We start from the raw sequence: 19,563 nt of genomic DNA, 5'->3' as shown, positions 1-19,563 counted from the left end.
GATGCGCGTATGGATCGATGCCGACGCCTGCCCGAAGATGGCCAAGGAGTTGGTGGTGAAGTTCGCCCTCAAGCGCCGCTTCGAGGTGGTGCTGGTGGCGGGGCAGCCGCAAAGCAAACCGGCGCTGGCCATCGTCAAGCTGATCGTGGTGCCGAGCGGCCCGGATGCGGCGGATGATTATCTGGTGGAACACGCGGTGCCGGGCGAACTGGTGATCTGCAGCGATATCCCGCTGGCCGACCGGCTGGTGAAGAAAGGCGTTGTAGCGCTGGACCCGCGAGGCAAAGAGTTCGACGCGCAGAACATGGGTGAACGGCTGGCGACACGCAACCTGTTCACCGATCTGCGTGAGCAGGGCCAGGTCAGCGGCGGCCCGGCGCCGTTCGGCGACCGGGAGAAGCAGGCGTTCGCCAATGCGCTGGACCGGATCCTGACGCGGTTGGCGCGCCAGTCCTGAGGCAATCATTCCCACGCAGCGCGTGGGAATGATCACTGTCGCGCGTCAGGCGTCGTTTTCGTGGGTCAGTTCAAGCACGCGATCCACCAACTTGTTGATCCCCGAAGCCGCTTCACTGATCGACTGCGCCAGCATGTAGGCCGGGGTGGTCACCAGTTTGCGCGCCTTGTCTTCGATGATGTCGGTCACGGCGCAGTCTTCGTGGGTGGCGCCCATCTTGCCGATCGCCGTGGCGGTGTCGGCATCGTTGCCGATGGTGCAGGTCACGCCCGGGCCGTAGATCTTGGCGGCCAGCGCCGGCGAAATGCACATCAGGCCCACCGGTTTACCCGCTTCGGCAAAGGCCTCGGTCAGCGCCAGTACGTCCGGCTGAACGCAGCAGCCCGCGCCGTCGACGGCGAAGTTCGACAGGTTCTTCGCTGCGCCAAAACCGCCGGGCACGATCAGCGCATCAAAGTCATCGACATCGGCTTCACGGACATCCTTGACGTTGCCCCGGGCGATGCGTGCCGATTCCACCAGCACGTTGCGCGACTCGGGCATCTCCTTGCCGGTGAGGTGGTTGATCACATGCAATTGCGCGATGTCCGGGGCGAAGCACTGCACCTGGGCGCCGCGCTGGTCGAGGCGCAGCAGGGTGATGACGCTTTCGTGGATCTCGGCGCCGTCGTACACGCCGCAACCGGACAGGATCACTGCAACTTTTTTGCTCATGGGTTTCTCTCCAGATTCATGGCGCTAAATGTCCACTAATTTGTCGTTCGTTGCCATAGGGTCGAGCCGCGGCTACACCTAGGATCTGTGCACACGGATCTCGATCAGGGCGCGTCATGAACTTCATTCTGTATGCGGTGCCGTTTTTCTTCGTATTGATCGTGGCAGAGCTCATCGCCGACCGTTGGCGCGGGGTGAGCAACTATCGCCTGGCCGATGCGGTGAACAGCATCAGCACCGGGGTGTTGTCGACCACCACCGGCCTGCTGACCAAAGGCGTGGGGCTGGTGACCTACGGCTTTGCCCTGGAGCATCTGGCGCTGGTCAGGTTGCCGGCGGACAGTGCCTGGGTGTGGGTCTTCGCTTTTGTCCTCTACGACTTCTGTTACTACTGGCTGCACCGCATGGGCCACGAGCGGAACATTCTCTGGGCGGCTCACTCGGTGCATCACCAGAGTGAGGACTACAACCTTTCCACCGCGTTGCGCCAGACCAGCACCGGGTTTCTGCTGGGCTGGATCTTCTACCTGCCGATGGCGGTGCTCGGCGTGCCGTTGCTGGTGTTCGTCAGTGTTGCGGCGCTCAATTTGCTGTACCAGTTCTGGGTTCACACCAAGCACATTCCCAAGCTTGGCTGGTTTGAATGGTGCTTCGTCACACCGTCGAATCATCGGGCCCACCATGCACAGAACGCTCTCTACATGGATCGCAACTACGGCGGGGTGTTCATTATCTGGGATCGTCTGTTCGGTTCGTTCCAGGAAGAGGACGACAACGAGCCGGTGATTTTTGGCGTGACCACTCCGCTGGCGAGCTGGAATCCGCTGTGGGCCAACGTGCAGTTTTACGCGCAGCTGTGGGACGACGCGCGCCGCGCCGGGAGCAAATGGGACAAGCTGCGGATCTGGTTCATGCGCACCGGCTGGCGTCCGGCAGACGTGGCGGCGAAATACCCGATGCACAAGCCGGACTTGAGCCGGTTCCGCAAATTCGAAGTACCGTTGGGCACCCGGCAGCAGTGGTACGTGGTGCTGCAATTCGGTGTTTACGTGGCGCTGGGCAGTTATCTGATGAATCTGGAACACAGCCTGTCGACCGGCGCCCTGATTCTGGGCTGGGGCGCGGTGGCATTCGGTTTGTTTGTGTTGGGCGTGGCCCTGGAGAATCGCCCGTGGGCGCTGAGGCTGGAACTGCTGCGCTTGGCCGCGAACCTGCCGCTGGTATGGCTGGCGCCGCAGGTCGGGTTATGGCCGGCCGGCCCGCAGATGTGGGTCGGCCTGTTCGGTTACAGCCTGCTCAGCGGCGTCGGGCTGTATTGCTGCCGCCAGCGGTTTATTCGGCTGGCGTCTTAGGGTCGGTAGCCTTGGCCAGTTCGGCCTTGTGCCGTTCGGCTTTGGCCAGTTGTTCGGCCTGCTCGTCCTCGTAGACCTTCTTGGCCAGCCGGGCATTCTTGAACCGGCGGCGCAGCCACAGGCCGACACCCAGCACCAGCAGCGCACCGAGTACCCACAACTCATATTTCTTGATGCTGCCCAGCATGCCTTCGAGCACCGCACCGAAGTGGTATGCGGCCGCAGCGAGGGCGGCGGCCCAGATCGCAGCGCCAATCCCGTTCAGCAGCAGATAGCGTCCCGGCGGGTAGCCCGACAGGCCGATCGCCACCGGCATTACCGTGCGCAGGCCGTAAACGAAGCGGAAGCTCAGGACCCAGATGTCCGGGTGCTTGCGGATATGCTCCAGCGCGCGGTCGCCCATCATTTGCCAGCGCGGTTTGCGCGCCAGCAACTTGCGTCCGTGTTTGCGGCCCAGGAAGTACCACAGCTGATCGCCGGCATAGCTGCCGAAGAACGCCACGACCACCACCAGGTTGATGTCCATGTATCCACGGAACGCGAGGAAGCCCGCGAGCACCAGGATGGTTTCGCCTTCGAAGAACGTGCCGAGAAACAGGGCAAAGTAGCCGAAGTCATGCAGAAATTGTTGGAGCATTGTCTGGGTGCTGGCGAAATGAACGCGCAGCCTAACCCTTCGGACACATTCAGGAAAGTGTCGAAATGTGTCTCGACGTGAACATTTCCTACAACGACAATGGAATGCGACTACCTGCCACAGGGGTGCACATAACTGTAATACGTTGGTCATAATGGCCATCTATAACTGTCACGCTCGCCCGTTTGCGCGGGCTCAGGAGTCTGCCGTGAGCTTTACCCCAGCCAACCGTCTGTTCCCTGCCACCCGCCTGCGTCGCAATCGCCGTGATGATTTTTCCCGGCGACTGGTGCGTGAGAACGTGTTGACGGTCGATGACCTGATCCTGCCGGTGTTCGTGCTCGACGGTGAAAACCGCCGCGAAGCCGTGGCCTCGATGCCAGGTGTCGAGCGCCTGACCATCGACCTGCTGCTTGAAGAAGCCGCCAAATGGGTCGAACTGGGGATTCCGGCGCTGGCGCTGTTCCCGGTCACGCCACCTGAGCTCAAATCCCTCGATGCCGCCGAAGCCTGGAATCCCGAAGGTATCGCCCAGCGCGCCACCCGCGCCCTGCGTGACCGATTCCCGGAGCTGGGCGTGATCACCGACGTCGCCCTGGATCCGTTCACCACTCACGGTCAGGACGGCATTCTCGACGAAGAAGGCTATGTGCAGAACGACATCACCGTCGATGCACTGGTCAAACAGGCGCTGTCCCACGCCGCCGCCGGCGCCCAGGTGGTTGCCCCGTCGGACATGATGGACGGCCGCATCCAGGCGATCCGTGAGGCGCTGGAGCTGGCCGGTCACGTCAACGTGCGGATCATGGCCTACTCGGCCAAGTACGCCAGCGCCTATTACGGCCCGTTCCGCGATGCCGTAGGTTCGGCCGCGAACCTGGGCAAGGCGAACAAGGCTTCCTATCAGATGGACCCGGCCAACAGCGACGAAGCGCTGCACGAAGTGGGCGCGGACTTGTCTGAAGGCGCGGACATGGTCATGGTCAAACCCGGCATGCCGTACCTGGATATTTTGTTCCGGGTAAAAGATGCCTTCAAAGTGCCGACCTTCGTCTATCAGGTTAGCGGCGAATACGCCATGCACATGGCGGCGATCCAGAATGGCTGGTTGAGCGAAGGCGTGATCCTCGAATCCCTGACCGCCTTTAAACGTGCCGGCGCTGATGGCATCCTGACTTACTTTGCTGTCCGTGCCGCTCAATTGTTACGAGAGCAGAAATAGCCCTCCCAGGAACATTCGATGAATACCGAAGGACTCACTGAAGTTGCCGTAAAAGAAGCTCAACCCGTGGTCGAGCAGATTACCGAAACCCCGCCGGAACTGGAGCCCGCGCCACCCGCGCCGGCAACTGAACCCGCTCCGGCGGCCCCGGCGATCGCGATTCCCGGCCTGGATGACAGCAGCCTGTATATCCACCGGGAATTGTCGCAACTGCAGTTCAACATCCGCGTGCTGGAACAGGCGCTGGACGAGTCCTATCCGTTGCTGGAGCGGCTGAAGTTCCTGCTGATCTTCTCCAGCAACCTCGACGAGTTCTTCGAGATCCGCGTCGCCGGCCTCAAGAAGCAGATCACCTTCGCCCGTGAACAGGCCGGCGCCGACGGTCTGCAACCGCATCAGGCATTGGCGCGGATCAGCGAGCTGGTGCACGGTCATGTAGACCGTCAGTACGCGATCCTCAACGACATCCTGCTGCCGGAGCTGGAAAAACATCAGGTGCGCTTCATACGTCGCCGCTACTGGACGACCAAGCTCAAGACCTGGGTGCGCCGTTACTTCCGCGACGAGATCGCGCCGATTATCACCCCGATCGGCCTCGACCCGACGCACCCGTTCCCGTTGCTGGTGAACAAGAGCCTGAACTTCATCGTCGAGCTCGAAGGCATCGACGCCTTCGGTCGCGATTCCGGTCTGGCAATCATCCCGGCGCCACGCTTGCTGCCGCGGATCATCAAGGTGCCGGAAGAAGTCGGCGGCCCTGGCGACAACTATGTGTTCCTGTCGTCGATGATCCACGCCCACGCCGATGACCTGTTCCAGGGCATGAAGGTAAAAGGCTGCTACCAGTTCCGTCTGACCCGAAACGCTGACCTGGCGCTCGATTCCGAAGACGTCGAAGACCTGGCCCGCGCCCTGCGTGGCGAGTTGTTCTCACGTCGTTACGGTGACGCCGTGCGCCTGGAAGTCGCCGACACCTGCCCGAAACACCTGTCGGACTACCTGCTCAAGCAGTTCAACCTGAGCGAGACCGAGCTGTATCAGGTCAACGGTCCGGTCAACCTGACGCGTCTGTTCAGCATCACCGGTCTGGACAGCCATCCGGAGCTGCAATACACGCCGTTCACGCCGCAGATCCCGAAACTGCTGCAAAACAGCGAGAACATTTTCAGCGTTGTCAGTAAACAGGACATCCTGCTGCTGCACCCGTTCGAGTCGTTCACCCCGGTGGTCGACCTGCTGCGCCAGGCTGCGAAAGACCCGCACGTTCTGGCCGTACGCCAGACCCTGTACCGCTCCGGCGCCAACTCGGAAATCGTCGATGCGCTGGTGGACGCCGCGCGTAACGGCAAGGAAGTGACGGCGGTCATCGAGCTGCGTGCGCGCTTCGACGAAGAATCCAACCTGCAACTGGCCAGCCGTCTGCAAGCGGCCGGTGCGGTGGTGATCTATGGCGTGGTCGGCTTCAAGACCCACGCCAAGATGATGCTGATCCTGCGTCGCGAAGCCGGCGAGATCGTGCGTTACGCGCACCTCGGCACCGGTAACTACCACGCCGGCAACGCCCGTCTGTACACCGACTACAGCCTGCTGACCTCCGACGACGCCTTGTGCGAAGACGTCGGCAAACTGTTCAGCCAGTTGATCGGCATGGGTAAGACGCTGCGCATGAAGAAGCTGCTGCACGCGCCGTTCACCCTGAAGAAGGGCATGCTCGACATGATTCTGCGCGAGACGCAATTCGCGCTCGACGGCAAACCTGCGCACATCATCGCCAAGTTCAACTCGCTGACCGATCCGAAGATCATCCGCGCGCTGTACAAGGCCAGCCAGTCTGGCGTGCGTATCGACCTGGTGGTGCGCGGCATGTGCTGCCTGCGTCCGGGCATCGCCGGGGTTTCGCACAACATTCACGTGCGCTCGATCATCGGTCGCTTCCTTGAACACACCCGCGTGTTCTACTTCCTCAACGGTGGCGAGGAGCAGATGTTCCTGTCCAGCGCCGACTGGATGGAGCGCAACCTCGACAAGCGCGTCGAGACTTGCTTCCCGGTGGAAGGCAAGAAGCTGCTGACCCGGGTCAAGAAAGAGCTGGAGTTGTACCTGACCGACAACACCCACAGCTGGAGCCTGCAGTCGGACGGCCGCTACATCCGCAACACGCCGACCGGCAACCAGAACCCGCGCAGTGCGCAGGCGACGTTGCTGGAGCGGCTGGGCAGCCCGATTCTGCCGGTCAGCAGCTGACCGCAGGTCTCAAAGCAATAAAAAAGGCGATCCATCCGGATCGCCTTTTTTGTGCCTGCCGGTTACTCAGTGCACGGTCAGAACAATCCCAACCCGCGTCAGCCACTCGGCCTCAAGTGCGAAATCCGCCTGAGTCAGCTGGTTTTCATCCAGCCAGTTCTCCGGGAATTCCACATCGAGGTTGTCGCCATTGGCGTGCAGCGCGACCTGCGGCATGGTCTGGGTGCCGCGAATGTGGTGGAACAGGATCGCAAAGCGCAGCAGCACGCACAGGCGGATCAGCTTGTCGCCGTCGTCGCCGAATTCGGCAAACTTGTCCTTGGGGATGTTGCGGCGGTGGCCGCGCACCAGCAGGGCGAGCATTTGCTGGTCTTCGCGGGAGAAGCCGGCCAGGTCCGAGTGCTCGATCAGGTAGGCGCCGTGCTTGTGGTATTGGTAGTGAGCGATGTCGAGCCCGACTTCGTGCACTTTCGCCGCCCAGCCCAGCAGTTCGCGCCAGATACCATCGTCCAGCTGCCAATCGACAGCCACTTGATCGAAGGCGTGCAGGGCTTTGCGCTCGACGCGTACGGCCTGTTCCAGGTCGACGTGGTAGCGCTCCATCAGCGAGGTCAGGGTGCGTTCGCGCACGTCTTCGTGATGATGGCGGCCGAGCAGGTCGTAGAGTACGCCTTCGCGCAGCGCGCCTTCGCAGTGATCCATACGTTGCAGTTCGAGGGCGTCGAAGATCGCTTCAAGAATCGCCAGGCCGGCCGGGAAGATCGCGCGGCGATCCGGCTTGATGCCTTCGAAATCGATCTTGTCGACATCGCCGAGCTTGAACAGGCGGCGCTTGAGCCATGCCAGGCCTTCGGCGTTCACTTCGCCGGTGCCATGTCCGCCGGCCTTCAGCGCCAGGCCGATGGCGCGGATGGTGCCCGAGGAGCCGATGGCTTCATCCCAGGTCAGGCGGTGCAGGGCGTGTTCGATGCTCATGATTTCCAGCCGCGCCGCCGTGTAGGCCTGGGCGTAGCGTGCCGGGGTGATCTTGCCGTCCTTGAAGTAGCGCTGGGTGAAACTCACGCAGCCCATTTGCAGGCTTTCGCGCAACAACGGCTCGAAGCGTTGGCCGATGATGAATTCGGTACTGCCGCCGCCGATGTCGGCGACCAGGCGTTTGCCCGGAGTGTCGGCGAGGGTGTGAGAGACGCCGAGGTAGATCAGGCGCGCCTCTTCACGGCCGGAGATGACTTCCACCGGGTGGCCGAGGATTTCTTCGGCGCGGCGGATGAATTCGCCACGGTTGCGCGCCTCGCGCAGGGCGTTGGTGCCGACGATCCGCACGGCGCCCAGCGGCATACCGTTGATCAGTTGGGCAAAACGCTTCAGGCAATCGAGCCCGCGCTGCATGGATTCTTCGTTGAGATGGCGCTCATCGTCGATGCCGGCGGCCAGCTGAACCTTCTCCCCGAGACGTTCGAGAATACGGATTTCGCCGTTCTGGGCCTTGGCCACGACCATGTGGAAGCTGTTGGAGCCCAGGTCGATCGCGGCGATCAGGGACAGATTCTTGGCTTGGGATTGCGGCATGGTCTGGGGGTCTCGGTCGATAACCTCGACATCGTGCCACGATCAAACGCTGCCGCCAACGCGCATGGTACAAACCCTTGATTTAGCGCACTGACGGCCTGCTTTCAGCCTGCGACTTCCACGGTTCCGATGAAATTCGCCAGTTCCGGCGTCTGCGGATCGGCAAACAACACCTTCGGGTCGCCCACCTCATGCACCTTGCCCTGGTGCATGAACACCAGTTTGTCCCCGACCTCCCGGGCGAAGCGCATTTCGTGGGTGACCATGATCAGCGTCATGCCTTCCTTCGCGAGCTGGCGGACCACGCTGAGCACTTCGTTGACCAGTTCCGGGTCCAGCGCCGAGGTGATCTCGTCGCACAGCAGCACCTTGGGCGACATCGCCAGCGCCCGGGCAATCGCCACGCGTTGTTGCTGGCCGCCCGAGAGGCGTTCCGGGAAGGCGTCGAACTTTTCGCCGAGGCCAACGCGCTCAAGCATCTGCCGCGCCAGTTCCGCAGCCTTGGCCTTGGGCACCTTCTGCACCACCTGCGGCGCGAGCATCACGTTTTCGCCCACCGTCAGGTGCGGGAACAGGTTGAACTGCTGGAACACCATCCCGACTTTCTGTCGCAGGCTGCGCAGATCGGCGCGGGCGGCGTCGAGGTATTCGCCATCGACTTCGATCACGCCGTCGTTGATCGATTCCAGGCCGTTGAGGGTGCGCAGCAGGGTGGATTTGCCCGAGCCGCTGCGGCCGATGATCGCCACGACCTGACCTTCCTCGACGCTCAGGTCGATGCCTTTGAGTACGTGGTGATCGCCGTAGTATTTATGCAGGGCGGAAATTCTAAGCAGAGGCATGCAGTCTCCTTTCCAGGTAGCGCGCACTGAGGGACAAGGGGTAGCAGAGCAGGAAGTAGCCGGCGGCGACGAGGCCGTAGACCATGAACGGTTCGAAGGTGGCGTTGGCGAGCATGCCGCCGGTCTTGGTCAGTTCGGTGAAGCCGATGATCGAGGTCACGGCGGTGCCTTTGACCACTTGCACCGAGAAGCCCACGGTCGGCGCCACGGCGATGCGCAGCGCTTGCGGCAGAATCACGTAGCGCAATTGCTCCAGCGGATTCAGCGCCAGGCTCGACGAAGCTTCCCACTGGCCATTGGGAATCGCCTCGACGCAACCGCGCCAGATCTCCGCCAGATAGGCGCTGGTAAACAGCGTCAGGGCAATGGCCGCCGCCATCCACGGCGAAATCTCCACGCCGGCCAGCGCCACGCCGAAGAACACCAGAAACAGCTGCATCAGCAACGGCGTGCCCTGGAACAGTTCGATCCAGGTGCGGGCGATGCTGCCGGGCAGCGGGTTTTTCGAGATGCGCATGATCAGGATCAGCAACCCGACGATCCCGCCGCCAATGAACGCCACCAGCGACAACGCCAGCGTCCATTGCAGGCCGGTGAGCAGGTTGCGCAGGATGTCCCAGAACGTGAAGTCGCTCATTGGCTGCTCCTTGCGCTGCTTTTCGACAGGTAGCGCCGACCGAGCCAGTTCAGTAACTGACGGATCAGCAGCGCCATGCACAGATAAATGAGGGTGGTCAGGGCATAGGTTTCAAAGGCGCGGAAGTTGCGCGACTGAATAAAGTTGGCGGCGAAGCTCAACTCTTCGGTGGCGATCTGCGAACACACCGCCGAACCGAGCATGACGATGATGATCTGGCTGCTCAGGGCCGGCCAGACCTTGCCCAGTGCCGGCAGCAGCACCACGTGGCGGAACGCTTCGAAACGGCTCATCGCCAGCGCAGCAGCGGCCTCCAGTTGCCCGCGCGGGATCGCCTGGATGCCGGCACGGATGATCTCGGTCGAGTACGCACCGAGGTTGATCACCATTGCCAGCACCGCCGCCTGCCACTCGGAGATCTGCACGCCAAGGGACGGCAGACCGAAGAAGATGAAGAACAGCTGCACCAGGAACGGCGTGTTGCGAATCAACTCGACGTACACGCCGAAGATTGTCGAGAACGGACGGATGTTCCACGCCCGCACCAGCGCTCCGACAATACCCACACCAACCCCGAACAGCGCGCCGATGGCTGTCAGCTCAAGGGTGAACAGCGCCCCGCGCAGCAGCAGGTCGGTGTTTTCCACCACCGGCAAGAAATCGAACTGATAGGCCATGAAAGTCTCCCGCGCCGCCGGTCAGAGGTCGGCCGGCAGCGGCTCTTTGAGCCAGGTCTGCGCGTTCTTTTCCAGCGCGCCGTCAGCCTTGGCGGTGGCCAGGATCTCGTTGACCTTGCCCAGCAGCGCCGGCTCGTTCTTGTTCACGCCGACGTAGACCGGCGAATCCTTGAGCTTCACTTTCAATGCCGGTACGCGTTTCGGGCTCTTTTCGCTGATCGCCACCATCACCACGTTGCCGCTGGCGATCAGGTCGACCTGGCCGGCGAGGTAGGCGGCGATGGTCGAGTTGTTGTCTTCGAAGCGCTTGATGGTCACGCCTTCAGGGGCGACCTTGGTCAGCTCGATGTCTTCGATGGCGCCGCGAGTGACACTGATGGTCTTGCCCTTGAGGTCGTCCAGGGTGCTGACGGCTGCCTCCGGCGGGCCGAACACAGCGAGGTAGAACGGTGCGTAGGCACGGGAGAAATCGATGACCTTCTCGCGTTCGGGGTTCTTGCCGAGGCTGGAAATCACCAGGTCGACCTTGCCGGTGGTCAGGAACGGGATGCGGTTGGTGCTGTTGACCGGGGTCAGTTCGAGTTTGACCTTGAGCTGGTCGGCCAGCAGTTTCGCAGTATCGATGTCCAGACCGCGCGGCTTCATGTCCGGGCCAACCGAGCCGAAGGGCGGGAAGTCCTGAGGCACGGCGACTTTCAAGGTGCCGCGTTTGACCACGTCGTCCAGACCGTCGGCATGGGCGGGGGCCTGGCTCAGCATCAGACCGGCAAACAGGGCGGCGAGGAGGGCGCTGTAACGCTTCGTCATGGACAATCTCCGGATCGGCGGGAAGTGAATTCTGCGATCGGACAGAGCATGGGCCGTGCCAAGACAGCGGTTTGGCTGCGCAAAGCCACGGGTTTAGCGGGTTTGTTCGGTCTTACTGGTCTGAACAGTCAGGTTGGATTTCGCACTGCGATAGCGCATCGGCGTGCGCCGTCGAACCCCGCTGGGGCATGACTTGCCTGACGCCTCGAATAGCTTTACAACTGGCCGCACCTTGGCCTGGTCCGACTGGAAAACCATGAACTCGATCTCCCGCGCCGTACCCGAAGTGGCGCTGCAAGCGATCCGCAAACTGATTACCGAGCAGGGTTTCGGCCCCGGTGATGCGCTGCCCTCGCAGCGGGATCTGGCGGTGCAGTTGGGGGTCAGCCGGGCGTCGTTGCGCGAGGCGTTGTCGTCCTTGAGTGCGCTGGGGGTGGTCAGCATCCAGCCGGGCAAGGGCGTATTCGTGCAGTCGCCGGTTGAGCTGCCGCGCGGGGAGGGTGCGCCGGCCTGGCCGTTTGCAGCCCAGGCCTCGCCGCTGGAGATCTTTCAGTTGCGCTATGCGCTGGAAGGGTTCGCGGCCGGGCTGGCGGCGGTGACGCTGAGCACGTTTGATCTGGATGAACTGGAAGACAACGTCGCCGCCATGCGTGAGCAACTGCGCGCCGGCGACTTCGAGGCCGCGGCGAAACTGGATTTCGAATTCCACCGGCGGATCCTGCGGGCCAGCGGCAATCAGGCGATGCTGAGCATCCTCACCGCCAGCGCCGACATCTTTCTGGAGAGCCAGAAGCTACCGTTCATCCGCGCCGAACGGGCCATGGAAACCTGGCAGGAACACCGCAAGATCCTCCGCGCCCTGGCTCGTCGGGCCTCCGCTGCCGCGCAGAAAGCCATGCAGGAGCACGTGCGCAACGCGGCGTTGCGCACTGGAATTGCCTTCATCGCCCCCGCCGGCGCGTGACTTGAGCTATACCCAAACTCATCGAGTGCCATAGCAAGACTCAATCATCTGCAGCTTCCTGAACAAGGGAAGGGCGGCTATGATGGGCCACGTTTTTTTGCTTACAACCTGGAGAATTCCATGAGCAGCGATCTGATCAAACACGTTAGCGACGCTAGCTTCGAAGCCGACGTACTCAAGGCCGAAGGCGCTGTCCTGGTCGACTACTGGGCTGAATGGTGCGGCCCTTGCAAAATGATCGCTCCGGTTCTGGACGAGATTGCAGAGACTTACAAAGGCAAGCTGACCGTTGCCAAGCTGAACATCGACGAAAACCAGGAAACCCCGGCCAAGCACGGCGTACGTGGTATTCCGACCCTGATGCTGTTCAAGAACGGCAACGTGGAAGCGACCAAGGTCGGCGCTCTGTCGAAGTCGCAACTGGCTGCTTTCCTCGACGCCAACATCTAAGCGTCGCGGTAAAGATTGTCCTCAAAAAGCCCCGCAAATCGCGGGGCTTTTTGCGTATTCAGGGCTAGACGCTCCGAAACTCAGGTGATACATTCGGCCCCGCACTGGTTTCTCCACTGCCCCCTGCTAGCCGTCGCCGACGCACTCCTTTTCGAACAAGTACGCGATCCTGTCGCCTTCTCCGCGGCGCGGCCTCATTAAGCCAAAAGCTTAATTTCCCCCCCTCCATAAATGATTACGTCATTCCTATATGAATCTGACTGAACTCAAGCAAAAGCCGATTACCGAACTGCTCGAATTGGCCGAACAGATGGGCATAGAAAATATGGCCCGTTCGCGCAAGCAGGACGTGATTTTCTCCCTGCTGAAAAAGCACGCGAAAAGCGGTGAGGAAATCTCCGGTGATGGCGTGCTGGAGATTCTCCAGGACGGCTTCGGCTTCCTGCGCTCCGCTGACGCTTCCTACCTCGCCGGCCCTGACGACATCTACGTCTCGCCGAGCCAGATCCGCCGTTTCAACCTGCGCACCGGTGACACCATCGTTGGCAAGATCCGGCCGCCAAAGGAAGGCGAGCGTTACTTCGCCCTGCTCAAGGTCGACACGATCAACTTCGATCGTCCAGAGAACGCGAAAAACAAGATTCTCTTCGAGAACCTGACCCCGCTGTTCCCGACCGTGCGCATGAAGATGGAAGCCGGCAACGGTTCCACCGAAGACCTGACCGGTCGTGTGATCGACCTGTGCGCCCCGATCGGCAAAGGCCAGCGCGGTCTGATCGTTGCACCGCCGAAAGCCGGTAAGACGATCATGCTGCAGAACATCGCGGCCAACATCGCCCGTAACAACCCTGAAGTTCACCTGATCGTGCTGTTGATCGACGAACGTCCGGAAGAAGTGACCGAAATGCAGCGCACCGTGCGCGGCGAAGTGGTTGCCTCGACCTTCGACGAGCCGCCGACCCGTCACGTACAAGTGGCTGAAATGGTGATCGAGAAGGCCAAGCGCCTGGTCGAACACAAGAAGGACGTGGTGATCCTGCTCGACTCCATCACCCGTCTGGCCCGTGCCTACAACACCGTGATCCCGAGCTCCGGCAAGGTGCTGACCGGTGGTGTCGATGCCCACGCCCTGGAGAAGCCGAAGCGTTTCTTCGGTGCCGCGCGTAACATCGAAGAAGGCGGCTCGCTGACCATTATCGCCACCGCGCTGGTTGAAACCGGCTCGAAGATGGACGAAGTGATCTACGAAGAGTTCAAGGGTACCGGCAACATGGAACTGCCTCTGGATCGCAAGATCGCCGAGAAGCGTGTGTTCCCGGCCATCAACATCAACCGTTCCGGCACCCGCCGTGAAGAGTTGCTGACCGCCGACGACGAACTGCAGCGCATGTGGATCCTGCGCAAGCTGCTGCACCCGATGGACGAAGTAGCTGCCATCGAGTTCCTGGTCGACAAGCTGAAAACGACCAAGACCAACGACGAGTTCTTCCTGTCGATGAAGCGCAAGTAACGTCGTCGGTTGAGTCCGAAAGATGGCGCCCTTCAGGGGCGCCATTTTTTTGCCTGATTTTTGTCCGGGCGATCGCAGGTGTGCGATCTGTTAAGGTCCGTGTGCCGGAAAAACAAGAAGCAGCGCCTTGGGCTGTACAAAAAATAACCACCTGATTGGCATTAAAGATTTATGAGCACACTCGCTTATCGAAGGGATATCGACGGCTTGCGCGCAGTCGCTGTGATTGCCGTGGTGCTGTTCCACTTTGGCGTCCCGGGGTTCACCGGTGGATTTGTCGGCGTGGACGTGTTTTTCGTGATTTCCGGCTACCTGATCACCTCGATCATCTGGAACCAGCGCCAGGCCGGGCGTTTCAGCTTCGTCGAGTTCTGGGCCCGACGCGCCCGGCGGATCCTGCCGGCGCTGTTTGCGATGATCATCGCGGTGCTGGCGGTGGGCTGGTTCCTGCTGGCACCCAAGGACTACGAAGAACTCGGGCGCTCGGTGCGCTACCAGGTGACCTTCGTCTCGAACATTCTGTTCATGCGTCAGGATGGCTATTTTGACGTCGCTTCGGATCTCAAGCCGCTGCTGCACACTTGGTCGCTGGCGGTGGAGGAACAGTTCTACATTCTCTTCCCGCTGTTGCTGACCTTGCTGTCGAGCCGTCTGAAACACTGGCGGCTGGCGCTGTTCGGCGTGTTGCTGCTGTCCTTCGGGCTGAGCGTGTGGGCGGTCCATCATTACCCGGAAAAGGCGTTTTTCCTGTTGCCGATGCGGGCGTGGGAGCTGCTGGCCGGTGCGATGCTCGCCGTGGCGCCCCGGCATTCGTGGCGCCTCAAACCGATGGCAGCGCAGGGGCTGAGCCTGCTCGGCATGGCGCTGATCCTGCTGGCCGTCTTCGGGTACGACAAAAGCACTCCATTCCCCGGCGCCGCGGCGCTGCTGCCGGTGCTGGGCGTGGTGGCGCTGATCCTGGCCAACGGTCATCGTGAAACGTTGATGGGTCAATTGCTGAGCAGTCGGGTGATGGTCGGCCTCGGCCTGATTTCCTATTCCTGGTACTTGTGGCACTGGCCGGTGTTCGTGTTTTCCAGCTATGCCAGCGTCGAGGAACCGGGTGCGCTGGACATCGCAGGATTGATCCTGCTGACGCTGGTGCTGGGTTACCTGTCATGGAAGTTCGTCGAAACACCGTTCCGCGAGCGTCGCCTGCTCGCCGGACGCCGGCAGGTTCTGCTGGCCGGTTTCTGCGGCATTCTGGTGCTCGGCCTGGCAGGACAAGCCCTGCGCTGGACCGATGGCTTGCCGTCGCGTCTGTCCGAGCAGGCGCTGCAATATGCCAAGGGCCACGAGTGGCGGCCGGAGCTGATGGCGTGCCTGACGGACGACAAGGCCCCGGATGACAAGCTGTTCTGCCATTACGGTGTGGAAAGCCTGCCGGCCCAGGCGATGGTCTGGGGTGACAGCCACGCTACGGCACTGATTCCGGTGCTGGAGGACGCTGCGCAAGCCCATGGCGTCAACGTGATCCTCGCCAGCTCTGCCGGTTGTATTCCGGTTGAAGGGTTGGAGCATGACGCGGCCTGTACGCGTTTCAATCGGCGTGTCGAGCAGGGGTTGAGCGCGCAACGTATCAGCGATGTGGTGCTGGTCGCGCGTTGGAGCCTCTATCTGTATGGCGACGCCAAAGGGGATCTCGACCATGCGCTCAGAAAGCCGGATGGTAAGTACGACAGTGCCGTCGCTGAACAACGCCTGGCCGATGGGCTGCGCGCACGGCTTGCTCAATTGCGTGAGGGCGGGCATCGGGTCTGGCTGGTGAAAGAGGCGCCGTTGCAGGCGTTCAACCCGCCGTATCGCCTGACACGCCTTGCGATGCTGGGTCATTCGGTGGATGAGGTCGGCCTGGCCATCGGCGAGCATGACAAGCGCCAGGCATTCATCAGCCGGTTGTTCGCCCAACTGGCGCAGGATCCGATGGTGCGGGTGATCGATCCGGCGCCACGGCTGTGTGATGAAAACGGTCTGTGTCGCGCCGAACTCGACGGCTATTCGCTGTACAAGGATGACAATCACCTGTCGGAAGTCGGTGCGCGATTCGTGGCGCCGATCCTCGAACCGCTGTTTGTCAGTCTGCAGGCCGGTAAAAATCCGGGTAGCGGCCAGGTGAATGCAGCCAAGTAAGCAGTGACGGGCTGCCAGCGACCGGCATAGCAGGTAGGATGTACGCCTATTTTGAGGGTGCCATCGTCAATGAAATTCAAGGATCTTCGGGATTTCGTGCAGCAGCTTGAGCAGCGCGGAGAGTTGAAACGCATCCAGATTCCCGTCTCGCCGGTGCTGGAGATGACCGAAGTGTGCGACCGCACACTGCGGGCCAAGGGCCCGGCGCTGCTGTTCGAGAAACCGACCGGCTATGACATTCCGGTGCTCGGCAACCTGTTCGGCACGCCCGAGCGGGTCGCCATGGGCATGGGCGCCGAGTCGGTCAGCGAGCTGCGCGAAATCGGCAAGCTACTGGCGTTCCTCAAGGAGCCGGAGCCGCCGAAGGGCTTGAAAGATGCGTGGTCGAAGTTGCCGATCTTCCGCAAGATCATCGCGATGGCGCCGAAAGTCGTCAAAGATGCCCCGTGCCAGGAAGTGGTCATCGAAGGTGATGACGTCGACTTGGCGATGCTGCCGGTGCAGACCTGCTGGCCGGGCGACGTGGCGCCGCTGATCACCTGGGGCCTGACCGTCACCAAAGGTCCTAACAAGGATCGGCAGAACCTCGGCATCTACCGTCAGCAAGTGATCGGCCGCAACAAGGTCATCATGCGCTGGCTCAGCCACCGGGGTGGCGCGCTGGATTTTCGTGAGTGGTGCGAGAAACATCCGGGCCAGCCGTTCCCGGTGTCCGTGGCCCTCGGCGCGGATCCTGCAACCATTCTCGGCGCCGTCACCCCGGTGCCGGACAGCCTCTCCGAATACGCCTTCGCCGGCCTGTTGCGCGACAGCCGCACAGAATTGGTGAAGTGCCGTGGCAACGACCTGCAAGTGCCGGCCACGGCCGAAATCATCCTTGAAGGCGTAATCCATCCGGGCGAGATGGCCGACGAAGGCCCGTACGGCGACCACACCGGTTACTACAACGAAGTCGACAGCTTCCCGGTGTTCACCGTCGAGCGTATCACCCACCGGATCAAACCGATCTACCACAGCACCTACACCGGCCGTCCGCCGGATGAGCCGGCGATCCTCGGCGTGGCGCTGAACGAAGTGTTCGTGCCGATCCTGCAGAAACAGTTCCCGGAAATCACCGACTTCTACCTGCCGCCGGAAGGCTGCTCGTACCGCATGGCCGTGGTGACGATGAAGAAGTCGTATCCGGGCCACGCCAAGCGCGTGATGCTGGGTGTCTGGTCGTTTTTGCGACAGTTCATGTACACCAAGTTCGTTATCGTCACCGACGACGATATCAACGCGCGGGACTGGAACGACGTGATCTGGGCCATCACCACGCGCATGGACCCCAAGCGCGACACGGTGATGATCGACAACACGCCGATCGACTACCTCGACTTCGCCTCGCCGGTGTCGGGTCTTGGCTCGAAGATGGGCCTGGATGCCACCCACAAGTGGCCGGGCGAAACCACTCGCGAGTGGGGCCGCGTCATCGTCAAAGATGATGCCGTCACCCAACGGATCGATGCCATCTGGAATCAGTTAGGAATAGATTGATGCGTGTAACCCTGCAGCCCTCCGGAGCGGTGCTCGAGATACGGCCCGGAGAGCGGATTCTCGATGGTGCGCGGCGCCTGGGCTACGAATGCCCGCAAAGCTGCCGCAACGGCAATTGTCACGTGTGCGCAGCGCTGCTGGTGGAAGGCCGGGTCGAACAGGCCGGCAAGGTGCATGACCACGGCGAGTTCTACACTTGCATAGCGGAGCCGCTGGAAGACTGCATCCTGCTGTGGGATGGCGTGCTCGCGCTGGGAGAACTGCCGGTGCGCAGCCTGTCGTGTCAGGTCATCGAATGCCGGGACGTCGGTGGCGATACCTGGCGCGTGCGCCTGCGGGCGCCGGCCGGCAAGCCGCCGCGTTATCACGCGGGCCAGTACCTGATGATCGAGCGCGAGAGCGGCGAGAAGTCAGCCTTTTCCATGGCCTCGGCGCCCCACGGCGGGCGAGACCTGGAAATCCACGTGCTGGCGCGCGAAGCCAGTGCCCTGAGCCTGATCGAGCAACTGCAGCGCAATTCGATGGTGCGGGTCGAACTGCCGTTCGGCGACACCCACCTCGCGGAATTGCCCGACGGGCCGCTGGTGCTGATCGCCGCCGGCACCGGCATGGGCCAGATTCACAGCCTGATCGAACATTGCCGGGCCAACGGCTTCAAACATCCGGTGCATTTGTACTGGGGCGTGCGTCGTCCGGAAGATTTCTATGAAATCGAACATTGGGACGAATGGCTGAAGCTGCCCAACCTGTTCCTGCACAAGGTCGTCAGCGACCAATGCGGCTGGGAAGGGCGCTGCGGGATGTTGCATGAGGCGGTGTGCGAGGACTTTCCGGATCTGAAACCCTTGCACGTCTATGCCAGTGGTTCGCCGGCGATGGTCTACGGCACGCTGGATGCGCTGGTGGAAGCCGGGATGGACGCCCACCAGATGCGCGCCGATGTGTTTGCATATGCGCCGCGCTCTTGAGCCGCGCGACTGAGCCCTCGGCTGAGCCTTCCTAGAACCGCACGCCCGTCGTCACCATGGCCGCGTTGGCGCCGAGAAAGACCAGCTCGGCGGCCAGCGGGCCGTAATGGGTGCCGACGGACGGGATGATCACCGGTGCAACGCCGAAGTGATTGAGCGGGATCTTGTCCTTGTAGTCACCCCGATAACCCTGCAGCAACCCACCGGTGAGTTTCACGTACACCGGATAATCGGCACTGTCGAAGCGTTTGCCGGCATAGGCGTAATTGGAGCGCTGGCGGAACGAGTTGCGGAAAGTTGCCCCGCCAAATACCCAGCCGGAAGCCTGATTGCGTTCAATGCCGATCAAGTCCTGATGATTATTGTGTTCGGGGTCGGGTGAGTAATGTTTGGTATAGACACTGGTCTGTGCATACCAGAAACCCTTGTCCTCTTGCGAATCATCGGCGGCCAGTGCCTGGCCGGTCTGAATCAATAAAAGTGCGGCAAAAAGCCTTGGTGTGTTCATCGTGCAGCCTCGGTTGAACGGGTTGGCTTGCGCCAGAGGAAAGCCGTTGTACGTAGGCGTTCAGCGACGGTAAATATGGAAAGTCCGAAATTTTAGTAGGAAAAATCCCGGGACTTCATGAACGAAACCTGAACGAAGCGAAGGCTTATCGATATTTCATTCGGGTATTTAAGATATCTGCGCAATGGTATTAGGCTATATCAAACAAGATAGCCCTCGCGGATAACCCCGAATTAGCGCTATCAAAGGTGTCATACATCCTTTAGCACTTTTCGTTTTACAGTTACTGCTATATGTTCT

At 61.4% G+C, this 19,563-nt stretch carries 18 protein-coding genes; 10 read left to right on the top strand and 8 right to left on the bottom strand.

Features of this window, described 5'->3' with window-relative positions; genetic code table 11:
• Position 1 precedes the first annotated feature (1 nt).
• On the top strand, positions 2-457 hold the full coding sequence (locus tag AC1RMX_RS01825) for a YaiI/YqxD family protein (RefSeq protein WP_493070481.1): 456 nt from the start codon (positions 2-4) through the stop codon (positions 455-457).
• Positions 458-502: 45 nt separating this feature from the next.
• Here AC1RMX_RS01825 and elbB read toward each other — a convergent pair whose 3' ends face one another.
• On the bottom strand, positions 503-1,171 hold the full coding sequence (gene elbB / locus AC1RMX_RS01820) for an isoprenoid biosynthesis glyoxalase ElbB (RefSeq protein ID WP_096817382.1): 669 nt from the start codon (positions 1,169-1,171) through the stop codon (positions 503-505).
• Positions 1,172-1,287: 116 nt separating this feature from the next.
• Here elbB and AC1RMX_RS01815 point away from each other — a divergent pair, with 116 nt between their 5' ends.
• Positions 1,288-2,523, top strand: a complete 1,236-nt coding sequence (locus AC1RMX_RS01815; RefSeq protein ID WP_493070210.1) for a sterol desaturase family protein — start codon at positions 1,288-1,290, stop codon at positions 2,521-2,523.
• Here AC1RMX_RS01815 and AC1RMX_RS01810 read toward each other — a convergent pair.
• Positions 2,504-3,160, bottom strand: a complete 657-nt coding sequence (locus AC1RMX_RS01810; RefSeq protein ID WP_096817385.1) for a DedA family protein — start codon at positions 3,158-3,160, stop codon at positions 2,504-2,506. The genes AC1RMX_RS01815 and AC1RMX_RS01810 overlap by 20 nt on opposite strands.
• A gap of 208 nt (positions 3,161-3,368) precedes the next feature.
• Here AC1RMX_RS01810 and hemB point away from each other — a divergent pair, with 208 nt between their 5' ends.
• Both hemB and ppk1 read left to right on the top strand, forming a co-directional pair.
• Positions 3,369-4,382 carry a porphobilinogen synthase gene (hemB, locus tag AC1RMX_RS01805; protein ID WP_007951836.1) on the top strand — a complete coding sequence of 338 codons (1,014 nt, stop codon included), beginning with the start codon at positions 3,369-3,371 and terminating at the stop codon, positions 4,380-4,382.
• Between the two features lie 18 nt (positions 4,383-4,400).
• Positions 4,401-6,626, top strand: a complete 2,226-nt coding sequence (gene ppk1 / locus AC1RMX_RS01800) for a polyphosphate kinase 1 (RefSeq protein ID WP_096817387.1) — start codon at positions 4,401-4,403, stop codon at positions 6,624-6,626.
• A 66-nt stretch (positions 6,627-6,692) separates the two neighbouring features.
• On the opposite strand, the gene ppx is transcribed toward ppk1, so the two are convergent.
• From ppx to AC1RMX_RS01775, 5 genes are all read right to left on the bottom strand, one after another.
• Positions 6,693-8,195, bottom strand: a complete 1,503-nt coding sequence (ppx, locus tag AC1RMX_RS01795; RefSeq protein WP_096817389.1) for an exopolyphosphatase — start codon at positions 8,193-8,195, stop codon at positions 6,693-6,695.
• 104 nt (positions 8,196-8,299) lie between these two features.
• Complete coding sequence (locus AC1RMX_RS01790; protein ID WP_249483018.1) at positions 8,300-9,037, bottom strand: amino acid ABC transporter ATP-binding protein; 738 nt, start codon at positions 9,035-9,037, stop codon at positions 8,300-8,302.
• Positions 9,024-9,674 (bottom strand): amino acid ABC transporter permease, encoded by a 651-nt coding sequence (locus AC1RMX_RS01785; protein ID WP_493070208.1) that lies wholly within the window; start codon positions 9,672-9,674, stop codon positions 9,024-9,026. The genes AC1RMX_RS01790 and AC1RMX_RS01785 overlap by 14 nt, the downstream gene beginning before the upstream one ends.
• Positions 9,671-10,351: an amino acid ABC transporter permease gene (locus AC1RMX_RS01780; protein ID WP_011336489.1), complete on the bottom strand. Its 681-nt coding sequence runs from the start codon at positions 10,349-10,351 to the stop codon at positions 9,671-9,673. Before AC1RMX_RS01780 ends, AC1RMX_RS01785 begins: the two co-directional genes overlap by 4 nt.
• A 21-nt stretch (positions 10,352-10,372) precedes the next feature.
• Positions 10,373-11,158 (bottom strand): transporter substrate-binding domain-containing protein, encoded by a 786-nt coding sequence (locus tag AC1RMX_RS01775; protein ID WP_096817393.1) that lies wholly within the window; start codon positions 11,156-11,158, stop codon positions 10,373-10,375.
• A 256-nt stretch (positions 11,159-11,414) separates the two neighbouring features.
• Here AC1RMX_RS01775 and AC1RMX_RS01770 point away from each other — a divergent pair, with 256 nt between their 5' ends.
• The 6 genes from AC1RMX_RS01770 to AC1RMX_RS01745 all read left to right on the top strand — a co-directional run bounded on the left by AC1RMX_RS01770 (position 11,415) and on the right by AC1RMX_RS01745 (position 18,755).
• Positions 11,415-12,122, top strand: a complete 708-nt coding sequence (locus tag AC1RMX_RS01770) for a FadR/GntR family transcriptional regulator (RefSeq protein WP_192559263.1) — start codon at positions 11,415-11,417, stop codon at positions 12,120-12,122.
• Positions 12,123-12,242: 120 nt separating this feature from the next.
• Entirely contained in the window at positions 12,243-12,572 is a 330-nt protein-coding gene (gene trxA / locus AC1RMX_RS01765; RefSeq protein ID WP_003206727.1) for a thioredoxin TrxA, read from the top strand.
• Positions 12,573-12,822: 250 nt separating this feature from the next.
• Positions 12,823-14,082 (top strand): transcription termination factor Rho, encoded by a 1,260-nt coding sequence (gene rho, locus AC1RMX_RS01760; protein ID WP_003229334.1) that lies wholly within the window; start codon positions 12,823-12,825, stop codon positions 14,080-14,082.
• Between the two features lie 171 nt (positions 14,083-14,253).
• A complete protein-coding gene (locus tag AC1RMX_RS01755; RefSeq protein ID WP_493070205.1) occupies positions 14,254-16,251 on the top strand; it encodes an acyltransferase family protein in 1,998 nt (665 codons plus the stop codon).
• Between the two features lie 69 nt (positions 16,252-16,320).
• Positions 16,321-17,787, top strand: a complete 1,467-nt coding sequence (gene ubiD, locus AC1RMX_RS01750) for a 4-hydroxy-3-polyprenylbenzoate decarboxylase (RefSeq protein WP_007951823.1) — start codon at positions 16,321-16,323, stop codon at positions 17,785-17,787.
• A complete protein-coding gene (locus tag AC1RMX_RS01745) occupies positions 17,787-18,755 on the top strand; it encodes a CDP-6-deoxy-delta-3,4-glucoseen reductase (protein WP_192559260.1) in 969 nt (322 codons plus the stop codon). The genes ubiD and AC1RMX_RS01745 overlap by 1 nt, the downstream gene beginning before the upstream one ends.
• 31 nt (positions 18,756-18,786) lie before the next feature.
• On the opposite strand, the gene AC1RMX_RS01740 is transcribed toward AC1RMX_RS01745, so the two are convergent.
• The gene (locus AC1RMX_RS01740) at positions 18,787-19,263 is read right to left on the bottom strand and encodes a sn-glycerol-3-phosphate transporter (RefSeq protein ID WP_493070203.1); all 477 of its coding nucleotides are present in this window, start codon (positions 19,261-19,263) and stop codon (positions 18,787-18,789) included.
• Positions 19,264-19,563: the final 300 nt, after the last annotated feature.

The sequence above is a fragment of the Pseudomonas sp. GW822-FHT03F04 genome (assembly GCF_058801405.1).
Note: the sequence above shows the minus strand (reverse complement) of the source record. Positions and strands in the feature narration are given on the sequence as shown.